Genomic DNA, 13,752 nt, shown 5'->3' with positions numbered 1-13,752 from the left:
AAGCGAAAGGGCCGCAACGCGGCCCTCCTGAACTCAAACGGCTGCGGCCACTGCCTCGGCAAAGCGCTGCGCGACCTCGTCGATCTGCTGTGCGCTGATGATCAGCGGCGGCAGGAAGCGCACCACGGCGCCATGGCGCCCGCCCAGTTCGAGGATCAGGCCACGCTTGAGGCATTCGCGTTGGACCTTGGGGGCCAGCAGCCGATTGGCGGGCGGGTGGCCCAGCGCATCGGGCTGCCCCTGCGGATCGACCAGTTCCACGCCAAGCATCAAGCCACGGCCACGAATATCGCCCAATTGCGGATAATCCCGTTGCAGCCGCTGCAGGTGATCACGCAAGCGCAGGCCCATGGCCTCGGCATGTTCGGCCAGGCGATGCTCGACCAGGTAGTTGATCACCGCCGAACCGGCAGCCATGGCCATCTGATTGCCGCGGAAGGTGCCGGCATGGGCGCCTGGCTTCCAGGTATCCAGCCAGTCGCGGTACACCACCACCGCCAGCGGCAGGCTGCCACCAATGGCCTTGGACAACGTGACCACGTCCGGGACGATGCCGGCATGCTCGAAGGCGAACATCCGCCCGGTACGGGCGAAGCCGCTCTGGATCTCGTCGACGATCAGCGCCACGCCAGCCTGCTCGGTGATACGCCGCACGCCCTTGAGCCATGCGATATCGGCCGGGATCACCCCGCCCTCGCCCTGTACCACTTCAAGGATCACCGCTGCCGGCAGCGGCACGCCGCTTTCCGGGTCCAGCAGCAGGTTTTCCAGGTAGTGCAGGTTGGCCTTGACCCCGGCTTCACCGCCCAGGCCGAACGGGCAACGGTAGTCGTAAGGGTATGGCATGAACTGCACGCCATTGCTCAGCAGCGCGCCAAGCGGCTGCTTGGGGCCGTGGCTGCCCATCAGGCTCAGCGCGCCCTGGCTCATGCCGTGGTAGGCGCCGTGGAAGGCCAGCACGGTGCTGCGCCCGGTGGCACCGCGCACCAGCTTGAGCGCCGCCTCCACCGCGTCGGTGCCGGTCGGCCCGCAGAACTGCACCTTGGCCTCGCGGCGCAGGGCTTCGGGCAGGATGCCGAACAGGTCCTGGACGAAGCGGTCCTTGACCGGCGTGGTCAGGTCCAAGGTATGCAGCGGCAGTTCGTCGGCCAGCACGCGCTGGATGGCTTCGATCACCACCGGGTGGTTGTGGCCCAGGGCCAGGGTCCCTGCGCCAGCGAGGCAGTCGATGAACTGGCGGCCTTCGACGTCCTCGACGTGGATACCGCGGGCACGCTTGAGCGCCAGCGGGATGCGCCGGGGGTAGCTGCGGGCGTTGGATTCCTGTTGCTGCTGACGCTGCAGCAAGGGCGAGTCAGTGAATTCGTACAACGGTTGCGGCGCGCTGGCCGGCGGCACCTGGGCAAGGCTGGTAGCGGTGGACATGGGTAAATCCTCGCAAGCAAGCGAATGGGCAGTTATCGCTTGGAAAACGCTTGAGTGCGGGGAGGATTTAGCGGTTGTTACAGGAATTTCGTTAGCCTGTGCTGGCCCTTTCGCGGGTAAACCCGCTCCCACAGGATCAGCACAGATTTCAAGTGCTTTGGCGTACCTGTGGGAGCGGGTTTACCCGCGAAAGGGCCAGCACAGGTAATGAAAATCAGCTGGCCGAACGCGCCGGCACTTGTAGCACCACCCGCAGCCCATCACTGCGACTGTCAAACCTGAGGCTGCCGGCACAGCGCTGCACGATCGCCTGTACGATCGCCAGCCCCAACCCACACCCACCGCTCTGGCCATTGCGCCAGAAGCGCTCGGTCAGGTGCTGCAGGTCGGCTTCGGCAATGCCCGGCCCATGGTCACGCACCATGAACCCCACCTGCCCGTCGGCCATCTGCACCTCCAGCTCCACCTCGGTATCGCCACCGTGGCGCAAGGCGTTGTCGAGCAGGTTGCGCAACGCCGCCACCGCCAGCGGCGCAGGCATGCCCAGGTAGATCTGCGTCGCCTCTTCGGGCAGGCGCAAGACGATGCGCCGGTTGTCACCGCCGCCAGCATCCTGCACCGCCTGGCGGGCAACCTGCTCGGCGCTGCACTGCACACCGTCCTCGAACGACAGGCTGCCCTCGACCCGCGCCAGCATCAGCAGCTGCTCCAGGGTCCGGTGCATGCGATCGGCGCCTTGCTCGGCATGCTCCAGAGCCTGCTCGCGCACTGCGCCGTCGGTCATGCGCGCCACCTGCAGGTGGGTCTTGATGGCCGTCAATGGGCTGCGCAGTTCGTGGGCGGCATCGTCGGTCAGGCGCCGTTCGCGCTCGATGGTCTGGGCAATACGCAGGAACAGCTGATTCTGAGTCTCGAGCAACGGTTGCAGTTCGCTGGGCAAACCGGCCACCTGCAACGGCTCGACACTGTCGGCACGCCGTCGGCGCAGGGCATCACGCATGCGATTGAGTGGCTCCAGGCCTTTGCCCAAGCCGATCCACAGCAGGCCGAGGCTGCCGAGCAGGGCCATCAGCACCGGTGCCGAGGCCGCCAGCAGAATCGACTGGTTCAGTGCCTCGCGCTCCATGTGCCGGTCGGCGGTGGTGATGCGCACATCACCGTGGCTGTAGGTGAAGGTGCGCCACAGCGCGCCATCGATGGTCTGGTCGCGGAAGCCGCTGCGCTGGTCGTCCATGGCGCCGTCATGCTTGTGGTTGCTGGCAAGGATCTCGCCGCGCAGGGAACTCACCTGACAGGCCATGCCATCGGGCACGCTCAACTGGTCGGCGGAAAAATGCGCATCCTCGCCCTTGGCCGCCAGCGGTTGCGGCAACTGGTCGATCAGCCCGGCGACCATGCGTGCCGAGGCCACCAGGCGCTGGTCGAGGGAGAACATCATCTGCTGGCGCAGGTCGCGCAGCATCCACGCCGCCGCCAGCGCCCAGATGATGATGAAGGCAGTGCCGAGGATCAGGCTCAGGCGTACCCGCAGGCTCATGAGGCAGCCTCTTGCGGCGCCTGCGCAGGCCCCAGGCGATAACCCAGGCCACGCACGGTCTCGACGATGCTGTTGCCGAGCTTGCGCCGCAGGTGGTGGATATGCACGTTCAGCGCGTTGCTTTCGACCTCATCGCTGAAGCCGTACACGCAGTCTTTGAGCTGTTCGCTGGACAGCACCCGGCCGGGGTTCTGCAGCAAGGCCTGGAGCAGCGCCTGTTCACGCCGCGACAGGTCCACAGGCTGGCCGGCCAGGGTCGCTTCGCAGCTGCTCGGGTCGTAGCGCAGCGGGCCATGCTCGATCACGTTGACCGCCCGCCCCGCTACCCGGCGCAGCAGGGTATGCAGGCGCGCAGCCAGTTCGCGCAGGTCGAAGGGTTTGAGCAGGTAGTCGTCGGCGCCCGCCTGCAGGCCATCGACCCGGTCGGTGACCGCATCGCGTGCGGTGAGTACCAGCACCGGCAGGTCCACACCCTGCTGGCGCAGGCGGCGCAGCAGTTTGAGGCCATCTTCGTCGGGCAGGCCGAGGTCGAGGATCATCACGTCGAACTGTGCCGCCTGCAGCAGGGCCCGGGCACTGGCGGCATTGGCCACGCGGTCGACAGTCAGGCCCTGGGCGGTGAGGCCGGCGCAGATGCCGCTGGCGATCAGGTCGTCGTCCTCGCAGAGCAGAACGTGCATGGTGGGGCTCCCGGAGTGGTGTGACTGGCATTGCACTATGGGGGGATTAAGGGGGGATTATGGACCTTTTTGTGGGGGTGATGGGGTTCGCCGAGAGCCTTGCAGCGCCCTTGAGATCGAGCGCCGCCCGCGCGGCGCATCGCGAGCTGCGCTCGCTCCTACGTTTGTTTCGGGCCAATGATTCCTGGGGGATTTGCGCGCGAATGCCTGGGCGCATGGCGCTATATCGCGTCGTGCCAACAAGGCGGTCGCGCGCGCCAGGCACAGGCGTTACTGGCCCGAAACAAACGTAGGAGCGAGCGCAGCTCGCGATGCGCCGCGCGGGCGGCGCTCGATCTCAAGGGCGCCAAATCCCTCCAGTGGTACCCCTCGCAGCATCAACCCAATCCCGAACGTCCCCCAGCAGCATCGAATCGACTTTTCCTACAACTGACTCAGGAACGTCCTACCCCCACCCCATGATGTGATTCCCCTGCACAAAACTGGCAGGGAGACGCCTCATGCTGCTCTGGCACATCGTGCCCACCTGGCACGATATCGAGTCACGCATCACCGATGAAATGGGCTATCAGGGAGGCGCCCATTTCCGTACCTACCTCAACGAAGAAGTACCGTCACTGGCCCTCAACCTGCGCCGTGTCGACAGCGTGCGGCGCGCTTTTTACAAGGCCGAATGGGTAGCGGGCGAACTGCTGCGCCAGCGCTTCGCCGACCTCGACATCAAAAGCATCCTCAACGACCTGCTCGGCGTCGCCGAGCAGATGGCGATGATCGTCGCCGGCAGCGCCCTTACTGGCGGCCTGCTCGGTGCCGGCATCGGTGCCTTCGCCGGCGGCGTCGGTGCATTTCCCGGCGGGGTTGCAGGTACCGCCATCGGCTTCAAGGTCAGCGGCTGGATCCTCGGTGTGCTGGGCATCGCCTCCCTCGCCGAGTTCTTCGTCGACGGCTTGCCGCGCATTGGCGAGTGCTACCTGGATGGCATTGGTATCGCCTGGGAGGGCCCACGCGGTGAACAAGGGCTGAGCGCGTTCAGCCAGGACAACCCTTTTGCCATCAATCAGGCCGCACACTTCATTGCCACCGGGCACGTGGAAGTCGTGATGCTGCTGTTGGGCGCCATGGTGTCCTACCTCACCCGTGGGGGTGGCAATGCCGGTGTGTTGGCTCAGGAAATGGCCGCCAGCAAGAAAGGCGCGAGGATTGGGCAATGGATGCTCAAGCATGAGGAGGCCCTGAAGAAACGGCCGGACCTGCAGGTGCCGGAGCGGCGCAAAGGCGCGATGAGTGAGCCGCAGCCTGCGCAGCCGAACCGGCCAGCGGGGAAAGACAAGGAGCCGGCAAAGAACAAGCCGAGTACCATGACGCTGTATAACGTCGACTGCTTTAAGGCGGATAAGCTGCCAAACTCTAAAATTGGAGAATTTGACCGGCAACTGGGCGGCCAAGAGAAAGGCATGAATAACTTAACTGTTCAGGAGTTCCTGCAAAACATTGCCGACCCTATCCTTCGAAACCCGAACAATGCCAAGCGAGCAAGGAGAGATCAGGAGGATGCCTTCATCAACCGTTTCTTAGAAGAGCTCCTTCAAGATCATGACTTCCTTGAAGCAGAAGAACTTGCCACAAAAAAGGCAAAAAGGGAGATGTCAACCATAGCAGCGCTTCATAACCCTGATTTGTTCGCTGGTGGCAAGGATATCATTGGAGGTTTCGGTGACCGGCAGGTCAACTCAACGATTGGCCCACAGTGGAGAACAAAGATCCAAAGCCTTGCAGCTGCAGCTAAAGCAGTGCCCATATCAATGCGAAATAACACTTTTCTAAATGTAAAGCTGCACAGATGCTAAGCACCGGGAGTATAAATGGATAGATTATTCGCTAGATTAGTAGAGAAAATCGGCCTACCAACCTGCCGACAAATCGTGCCGAATACCGTTATTGAGCAATACAAAGGAAAACTACCTCATCAGCTTCTAGAACACTGGAGCCAATATGGATGGAGCGGGTTTGGCAAAGGTATTTTTTGGTTGGTGAACCCCGCAGAGTACGAGTGCGTAGTCGACACCTGGCTAAACGGCACTGAGCACTCGAAGCGCGACAAATATCACCTCATAGCACGCAGTGCGTTCGGAGACATGTATTTCTGGGGCGAGAATACAGGCGCCTCACTTAAAATAACCAGCATCCTGTCAAGTTACGTAACCCGAACATCAATTTACACCGGTGTAGACCTAGACAAAGGGTTCCCCGCTTTTCTTCTATCAATCAGCTTTGATTCCAACAACTACGGAGATATGTTCGACCCCGCTTATGAGAAGCTAGGCGCGCTTACCGCGGATGAAATGTACGGCTTCACCCCCGCCATCATGTTGGGCGGATCAGGGTCATTCAACCACCTTGAAAAGGTAAAATCAGTGGAACATCTAAGTTTTCTGGCACAACTTTCAGATCTTCGCCCCTATGTGTCGACAGGGGACTTCCCACTCGGGCATTAGCCATCACTAACATATACCGGAGGCCATTACATGGACGAAGCATTTTCTGTTTTCATTGAAGAAGTCGGTCAACCCATGCACAGGCAGGAGGTGCCCACATCCGCCATTGAACGCTATAAGGGAAAACTACCGGACAGACTTCTGCAGTACTGGAGCGAACATGGATGGTGTGGATACGGTGATGGAATGTTCTGGACCGTAAACCCCCAAGATTATGAAAGCGTGGTCGCGTCCATGCTCAACAGCGCAGGATTGGAAGCGTACGACCGATTTCACCTCATAGCCCGCGGAGCATAGGCCGTTACATTGGAAGAAAATATGAATTGACAACGGCTGACATGAACAGACGGGTGCAGAATTTTTTTGCCAGTAGATGTTTGGACTCCAATGACTTCGGTGACATGTTTGAGCCTGCTAAAAAAAATCTCGGCATACTGGGCCCGGACGAAATGTACGGTTTTGTTCCGGCTCTAGTATTCGGAGGCCCCACTCGACTCGAGAATCTTGAAAAATTGAAAGCTATCGAACACCTGGTGCTGCTGTCTCAGCTTTGCGCTTTCGAACCCTACAGCTTTTCCGACTTTTGAAACCACTTACCCATCAGCGATAAAAGGATCTAAAAAATGAACGTACTCTTCTCCATCTTCCTAGAAACCTTCAACGACCCCATCGCCCATCAACCCGTCCCCCCATCCGCTCTTGCCCATTACAAAGGCAAACTCCCCAACCAACTCCTGACCTACTGGCAAGACCACGGCTGGTGCGGCTACGGCGGTGGCCTGTTCTGGATGGTCAACCCGCAGGAATACGCTGATGTCGTAGCTTACTGGCTCGCCGGCACTCACTTCGAAACCCAGGATACCTACCACCTCATCGCGCGCAGCGCTTTCGGCGAGCTGTATCTGTGGGGCGAAGAAACCGGATCAGTCCTGACCATCACTGCCTACGCATCCCAATACATCGAAGGCGCATGCAGCTCGACCGACGAAGAGCGTGACGCGAAGATCCAAGGGCTGCTTATGTGGGCCATGACTGAAGGGATCGACCTGGGCCTGTTCGAATCGGCCAGGGAAACACTAGGGACGTTGGCGCCAGACGAGATGTACGGCTTCGTCCCGGCACTGATGCTGGGCGGGCCTGCAAGCCTGGCCAATCTCCAGCGACTCAAGGCCGACGTGCATCTGATTCTGCTTTCCCAGCTGAGCGAACTGGAACCTTATACTTTCGATGATGAAGAAGATGAATAAGGCCGACGCTCATTGGCGCAGTGCATCGGGCGTATCGATATCCCGCAGCACCCCGGCATCCTCGACTGCCAGCCTGACGCAACTGTCCGGATGGGCCTTGACCACCGAACGCGCCCCTTCATCGCCCGTCAGCCGCGCTAGCGCTGGCCAGAAATCACGTCCGAACACTACCGGATGGCCCTGCTGCCCGGCATGACAAGGCAGGACTATCGTCGACCCACTGGCCTCGCGTGCAAGCAAACCAAGGGTCCCGAGTTCCACCCAGGGCATGTCACCCAGCAGAATCGCCACCGCCTGCGCCTTGCTATCGACCAGCGAAGCAGCGCCCGCCGCCAGGCTATGGCCCAAACCCTGCGTGTAATCCACGCTGGCGATGACCCGGCATACCGATGGCAACCCCAGCTCCTCGCCCCGCTCGCCGTCACGCAACACCACCCGCACGTCATCGAACACCGCGCAGGCACGTTCGACACTGTGCGCCAGCAAGCTACGACCATCGGCCATCAGCGCCCGCCGCTTGTCAGCACCGAAACGCACGCTGCTGCCGGCCGCCAATACCAGCGCCACCACACTCACAGCGCAGCCCGCTCAATACCGTTGCGCAGGCGCAGGATATCGGCAAGCACTGCCAGGGCAATCTCGGCCGGGGTCTTGCTTCCCAGGTTGAGGCCGATCGGCGCGTGGATACGCGCCAGCTCGTCGTAGCCCAGGCCGCCTATGCGGCGCAAGCGTTCGCGACGTTTGTCGGAGGTGGCCTTCGAGCCCATCACGCCGATGTAGAACGCTTTGGTACGCACCGCTTCAAGCATGGCCAGGTCATCGATTTTCGGATCATGGGTCAATGCAACCACCGCTGTGTCGGCATGGCAACCACCATTGGCGATGAATTCCGACGGCAGCTCACGGCGCACTTCGATGCCGTCCAGCACCACACCCTCGAGCACCTCGTCACGTGGGTCGCAGAGAATGACTTCAAAGCCCATCCCTTTACCGAACTCGGCACAGAAGTGCGCAACGCTGGAGTACCCGGCCAGCAGCAGGCGCTGGGCAGCGCCGACACGCAAGCGCACGCAGCCGCTTGCACGCTCCACGCGCGGCCCCTGGGCGTGGTCATCGCTGAGCTGGCGATCACCTTGCGGCAGGCGCACTTCGCGCAGCAGCCGGCGCTGCCCGCGCAGTGCGCCTTCCAGCTCACGCAAATGAGCCTGCACTGCGCAGTCGGCCGGCAGGTTTTCCACCAGCACTTCGAGCACTCCACCACAAGGCAGGCGAATGCTCGAACGCGTGTCGCTGCCATCGCCATAGCGCACGATGGCAATCGGCTCGGGGAATTCACCCCGTGCCACGCGTTCGAGGAAGTCATCTTCGACGCAGCCGCCCGACAGCGACCCCAGCCACTGGCCGCTGGCGTTGACCGCCAGCAGCGAGCCCGGCGCACGAGGCGCCGAGCCGTAGGTGGCGAGGACCGTGCACAACCACACCCGCTGGCCGTTGCACGACCACTGCAAGGCCTGGTTGATCACCTGGAGATCGAGATGCTGCACGGTTTACTCCGCCTTCAGCTCGGCGAGCTGCTGTACGGTCAGGTCGCCGGGCAGTCCACCCCAGGCCTGGCGCAGGTAGTTGAGCATGTCTGTCACTTGCTGGTCGTCGAGCTTGTCGGCAAAGCCCGGCATCGGCTGCATGCGCTCGAAGCCGGTGAACTGCTGTTCACGGATGCCATCGAGGATCGCCTTGGCCAGGTTGCGTGAATCATCCTGGCGCAACACGGTATTGCCCTGCATGGCCACGGCAATGTGCGGCTTGCCCTCACCGTCCACACCGTGGCAACCGGCGCAGACATTGAGGTACTGCTGGCGGCCACGCTTGGCGCTCTCGGTAAGCTGCTCCAGGGGCACCGCCTCGATCACCTTGGCCTTCGGCGGCTGGTCACCCAGCAGGTACGTGGCCATGGCCGCCAGGTCGGCGTCTTCAAGATGCTGGGTGCTGTGGTGCACCACCGGGAACATCTCGTTGAACATGCTGCCCTGGGCGCTGATGCCATGCTTGAGGAAGGTGGTCAGGTCCGGCTGGGTCCAGCCACGGTCGGCCAGGTCCTGGGCCAGCAGGCTCGGCGCCAGGTAGCCGGCCAGCAGGCCACCGGTCAGGCGCTTGTCCTGTTGCAGTGCACCGATCGGGTTGCGCGGCGTATGGCACTCGCCACAGTGGCCCATGACCTCGACCATGTACTGCCCACGCTGCCAGGCCGGGCTCTTGCCTTCGGTTGGCTGCAACTGCACGCTCTTGCCGTACAGCATGTTCCAGCCAGTCAAGCCCAGGCGCACGTTGAACGGGAAACTCAATTTGGTTTCCGGCGCCGGGCGGTTGATCGGCGGGATGGTCATCAGGTAGGCCAGGATCGCGTCCGAGTCTTCCCGCTTGATCAGGTGGTACGAGGTGTAAGGCATGGCCGGATAGAGGTTGGCGCCATCCTTGCGCTTGCCCTCGGTGACGGCAGCGAAGAACTCGTCGGCCGTGTAGCTGCCAATGCCGTGCTGCTTGTCAGGGGTGATGTTGCTGCCATAGATGGTGCCGAACGGTGAATGGATCGGCAGGCCACCGGCAAACGGCGCGCCGCCTTCGGCCGTGTGGCAGGCCATGCAGTCGGCCGCACGGGCCAGGTATTCACCCCGCTTGACCTGCGCCTCGTCGGCCGCCAGTGCCTGCGAAACGACGGCAAGGCCCAGGGCCAGCGCGAGAGTGCTGCGAACGAAGCCCATGCTCAACCCTCCTTGACCAGGCCGAGGTCATTGAGCACCGTGCGGGTGGCGTCGTAGTAACGCACGTACCCGGTGCAGCGGCAGATGTGGTGGCCGAGGCTGGCCTCGATGCGCGCTTCCACTTCGCTCTTCTTCAACGGCTGGCGCTGGGCGGTTTCCACCAGCACCGTGGCGGCGTTGACGAAGCCCGGTGCGCAATAGCTGCACTGGAAGGCGAACAGGTCGACGAACTTCTGCTGGATCGGGTTCAGCGTCAGGTTGCCAGCCTCGTCCTGTTTGGCATGGCCCTCAATGGTACGGACCTTCTTGCCCTCGAAGTAATGCGCGCCGGTGATGCAGGTGCGCACTTCCTCGCTGGTGCCATCGGGGTTGTCGACGATCACCACGCAGGCGTGGCAGATGCCCTGGCCGCAGCCCAGGCGGGAACCTGTGAGGTTCTGGTGTTCGTGCAGGTAGTCGATCATCGCCAGGTCATCAGGGACCTCGACCGGGCCGACCGGTTGACCGTTGAGGGTCAGTTGCAGTGGACGGTTAGCCATTGAGGGCCTCCTTGATACGGGCTGGGGTGATGGGGAGATCGCGCACGCGCTTGCCAATGGCATGCGCCACGGCGTTGCCGATGGCACCGACGACCGGGATCATCACCACTTCGGCGATGCCCTTGGATGGGTCGGTCGGTGACAGCGGCGGGAGGATTTCGCTGGTCTGCTTCCACACCGCCACATCGCGCGCATGGGGCAGGCGGTAGCGGTTGAAGTTCCAGTCGCCCTCCCCGGGCCCACCCTCGTGCAACGGCATTTCCTCGGTCAGTGCATGGCCGATGCCCATGGCGATACCGCCTTCGAGCTGGCCTTTGACCAGTTCCGGCACCAGCACACGGCCACACTCGACCCAGCTGTGATGGTTGAGCACCTGCACTTCGTGAGTGCCCTTGTTGACCTTGACCTCGACTATGGTCGCCACCGGGCTGTAGTAGGTGACCATGGCGTTGTTCAGTTGGGTATCCGGGTAAGCGGCGTTCTGCCGGTCGAGCAGGTGGTAGCCATGGCTGCTCATCTGCGCTTTCTTGGCATTCACCGCGCCATCGCCGTACTTCACCGCCACGGCATCGAGCGGGAAGCGCTCGCGCACGCCGTCGATGACGAAGTCGGCCTCGGCCCAGCTCCAGCGGTTGAAGCCGTGCACGCTGACGCCGGTGACCAGGCCCATCTCGTGAGCCTTCTGCGCCAGCTGGGCGAACGGGATCGGCGCCAGGCCGTTGCCGGTCAGCTCGCCGTTGACCCACACCGCGTTCTCGCGGCGCACCACCAGCGGGTTGGCCTGGCCGCCGTGCGGGCCCTGGCTCCAGATGGCCATGGCCGCCGGCCACAGGCCGTGGTTGAAGAGCACGCGGGCCGCTTCACGGGTGGCGTGGCTGAAGTAGAACGCCGAGTTGGTCGCCGACGACGGCGAAGCCAGCTTGCCGACCCAGCGCGGGTTGCGCAGCGCGGCGTCCTGTTCGGGCTGGCTGATCAGGTACGGGTTGCCGCTGGTGGTCAACTGCAACTCCGGCCATTCGGTGACCGCCGTCTTCACCTCGTCGGCCGAGCGGCCGAGGAAGTCGCTGACCACCAGCGCCTGGGACGTGGACATGCCCGTGCCCAGTTCGGTGCCGATGTGGCGCAGGCTGATGCGGCCATCGGCGCTGAACTCGATGCTGGCCATCGGCGCCTCGGAGCCGGTGCCGAAGTCCTTCTGGCAGATGGCAAAACCGACGCCGTACCAGTGGTCCGGGTCCTTGGCGTCCATCTGTTGCTTGCGTGCATCACGGTTGCGCCACCAGTCATGCACGGCCGCCTTGTCGAGGATCTCGTAAAGGCGCAGGGCACCGGCCGGGACCGCACCCTGGGTGTTCTTCATGCCCGACTTCAGCGCGTTGGCGCGGCGCAGGTCGATGGCGTCGACGCCCAGGCGACCGGCGATTTCATCCACCATCATTTCGGTGGCGGCCATGGTCTGCAGGGTGCCGTAGCCGCGCATGGACCCCGCCTCGACACCGCGGGAGAAGTAAGCGGTCACCGACAGGTCGTTCTGCGGCATGTAGTAGATCGACTGCGCCGCGGTGGCGCCCACGGCGGCCACCGACGGGCTGTAGTTGATGCGCCCGCCACCGTCGCAGCTCATATCGGCGCGGAAGATCTTGAAGCGGTTGTCTTTCTTGTCCACGGCCAGCTGGTAGCGGATGTCGAAGGCATGGCGCTTGATGCCACTCTGGAACTGCTCGTAGCGGTCGTTGGCCAGGCGCACCGGCACACCCTCGCCATACAGCGCGGCCACGGCGGCGTAGAAGACGAAGATGTTGTTGTCTTTGGAGCCGTAACCCACGGTGTAGCCCGGGTGCATGTTCAGCGTGTTCAGGGCGAAGCGCGACGGCTTGATCATGTGCACGCATTCCTGGGCCGCTTCGAACGGGCACTGGGTCGCGACCACGAAGTGCAGCGTGCCGGTCGCCGGGTCGTACCAGCCGTTGCCGTTGTCCGGTTCCAGCGCGGCGGGCTCGATCGACGGCGTCTTGTAGCGCTCGTCGAAGACCAACCAGTCCTCGGGCGGGTTGTCCAGTTGCTCGCCCATGCGCTTGGCGTAGAACAAGCCCTGCTCGGTCAGGTCGCCGTGCTGGTTGGGCTGCTTCGACCACACCGGTTTGCGGTTGAGGATGGTGGGGAACAGCATGGAGTTCTTCAGGCTGGAGAACTCATCGTCATCGAACGGCGTAGCGCCGCCCACACGCACGAAGCGGAAGCTGCCATAGGGGTCACGCTGGTACAGCGGGGCCTGGGCGCCGTAGGTGATCGCCTTGTCGTTGAACTGCAGCTTGCGCTTGGCCTGGCGGAAGCGCTCGAAGTCGTGCCAGATCAGGATCGCCACCGGGTGGCCGATGAACATCGGCACCTGGCCGGGCGGCAGCAGCGGGTCGGGCGAATGGGCCTCGGGCCAGGCGATACCGTCCTTGGCCAGGTCGGCGGCGGTGACGATACGGTCTGGCTGCAGGTCGGCGCCGAGCAGGCTGAGGTCATGGCCGGCATAGATGCGGTCGACCTTGGTCGCCTTGAGCAGCAGCGCGTGGCCTTGCTGGGTCGGCCAGCCGGGCATGTCCTTGGCGCGGATGTCGCGGGCGAAGACCTTGTTGCCACAGACCTTGGACAGTGCGTCGTTGCGAAAACGCGCCTTGCCGTCATGGTTCATCCACTTTTGCGGCGAGGTGGTGACGCGCTCCTCCATCAGGGCGGCAAATGCCTGGCTGCCAAGTGGCGCCATGGTCACGCCGACACCAGCGATCAGGCCGCCTTGCAAGAAGGCGCGCCGGGAAATATCACGGTTGGACATGCTTGATCCTCAGGGCAGAAGAGTATCTGCCCATCTTTTTCTGATTCTTGTGCGGGGAACTCGGAAGGGTGAGAACCTTGACGCGTGAGCCAGAAAAAACTGACTCCTACGTCAACTTTACAACAAGAGTATGGGCATAAGCAAAGTCAAGCCGACAATATGTCGCGGTGTGTCGAGGGCCGACACGCGGCAGCGCAGCACCCGCTTCGGCAGGAACGGTTAACCTTGGGTTAATCGACCACAGCC

Annotated in this window: 11 protein-coding genes and 1 pseudogene; 4 read left to right on the top strand and 8 right to left on the bottom strand. The window is 62.8% G+C overall.

Going from position 1 to position 13,752, the window contains the following annotated elements; translation table 11 throughout:
• Positions 1–33 precede the first annotated feature (33 nt).
• The 3 genes from OCX61_RS07995 to OCX61_RS07985 all read right to left on the bottom strand — a co-directional run bounded on the left by OCX61_RS07995 (position 34) and on the right by OCX61_RS07985 (position 3,642).
• Positions 34–1,425 (bottom strand): aspartate aminotransferase family protein, encoded by a 1,392-nt coding sequence (locus tag OCX61_RS07995; RefSeq protein ID WP_261943313.1) that lies wholly within the window; start codon positions 1,423–1,425, stop codon positions 34–36.
• A gap of 214 nt (positions 1,426–1,639) precedes the next feature.
• Positions 1,640–2,962, bottom strand: a complete 1,323-nt coding sequence (locus tag OCX61_RS07990) for an ATP-binding protein (protein WP_261943312.1) — start codon at positions 2,960–2,962, stop codon at positions 1,640–1,642.
• Complete coding sequence (locus tag OCX61_RS07985; protein WP_085675894.1) at positions 2,959–3,642, bottom strand: response regulator; 684 nt, start codon at positions 3,640–3,642, stop codon at positions 2,959–2,961. The genes OCX61_RS07990 and OCX61_RS07985 overlap by 4 nt, the downstream gene beginning before the upstream one ends.
• A gap of 500 nt (positions 3,643–4,142) precedes the next feature.
• Here OCX61_RS07985 and OCX61_RS07980 point away from each other — a divergent pair, with 500 nt between their 5' ends.
• The 4 genes and pseudogenes from OCX61_RS07980 (at position 4,143) to OCX61_RS07965 (ending at position 7,384) form a co-directional block, all read left to right on the top strand.
• Positions 4,143–5,489, top strand: a complete 1,347-nt coding sequence (locus tag OCX61_RS07980) for a DUF6861 domain-containing protein (protein WP_261943311.1) — start codon at positions 4,143–4,145, stop codon at positions 5,487–5,489.
• Positions 5,490–5,504: 15 nt separating this feature from the next.
• Positions 5,505–6,137 (top strand): GAD-like domain-containing protein, encoded by a 633-nt coding sequence (locus tag OCX61_RS07975; RefSeq protein WP_261943310.1) that lies wholly within the window; start codon positions 5,505–5,507, stop codon positions 6,135–6,137.
• Positions 6,138–6,167: 30 nt separating this feature from the next.
• Positions 6,168–6,724: pseudogene (locus tag OCX61_RS07970) on the top strand (GAD-like domain-containing protein).
• 36 nt (positions 6,725–6,760) lie between these two features.
• Positions 6,761–7,384, top strand: coding sequence for a GAD-like domain-containing protein (locus OCX61_RS07965; RefSeq protein ID WP_261943309.1), 624 nt, complete (start codon positions 6,761–6,763; stop codon positions 7,382–7,384).
• Between the two features lie 9 nt (positions 7,385–7,393).
• Here OCX61_RS07965 and OCX61_RS07960 read toward each other — a convergent pair whose 3' ends face one another.
• From OCX61_RS07960 to OCX61_RS07940, 5 genes are read right to left on the bottom strand one after another with little or no spacing between them, the layout of a single operon-like run.
• Positions 7,394–7,960, bottom strand: coding sequence for a nucleotidyltransferase family protein (locus OCX61_RS07960; protein WP_261943308.1), 567 nt, complete (start codon positions 7,958–7,960; stop codon positions 7,394–7,396).
• The gene (locus tag OCX61_RS07955; RefSeq protein ID WP_261943307.1) at positions 7,957–8,928 is read right to left on the bottom strand and encodes an XdhC family protein; all 972 of its coding nucleotides are present in this window, start codon (positions 8,926–8,928) and stop codon (positions 7,957–7,959) included. The genes OCX61_RS07960 and OCX61_RS07955 overlap by 4 nt, the downstream gene beginning before the upstream one ends.
• Positions 8,929–8,931: 3 nt before the next feature.
• Positions 8,932–10,143, bottom strand: a complete 1,212-nt coding sequence (locus OCX61_RS07950) for a cytochrome c (protein WP_261943306.1) — start codon at positions 10,141–10,143, stop codon at positions 8,932–8,934.
• A gap of 2 nt (positions 10,144–10,145) precedes the next feature.
• Entirely contained in the window at positions 10,146–10,682 is a 537-nt protein-coding gene (locus OCX61_RS07945) for a (2Fe-2S)-binding protein (protein ID WP_261943305.1), read from the bottom strand.
• Positions 10,675–13,506 carry a xanthine dehydrogenase family protein molybdopterin-binding subunit gene (locus tag OCX61_RS07940; protein ID WP_261943304.1) on the bottom strand — a complete coding sequence of 944 codons (2,832 nt, stop codon included), beginning with the start codon at positions 13,504–13,506 and terminating at the stop codon, positions 10,675–10,677. Before OCX61_RS07940 ends, OCX61_RS07945 begins: the two co-directional genes overlap by 8 nt.
• Positions 13,507–13,752: the final 246 nt, after the last annotated feature.

It is taken from the genome of Pseudomonas sp. LRP2-20, assembly GCF_024349685.1.
In the GTDB taxonomy this organism is placed as follows: Bacteria; Pseudomonadota; Gammaproteobacteria; order Pseudomonadales; family Pseudomonadaceae; genus Aquipseudomonas.
Note: the sequence above shows the minus strand (reverse complement) of the source record. Positions and strands in the feature narration are given on the sequence as shown.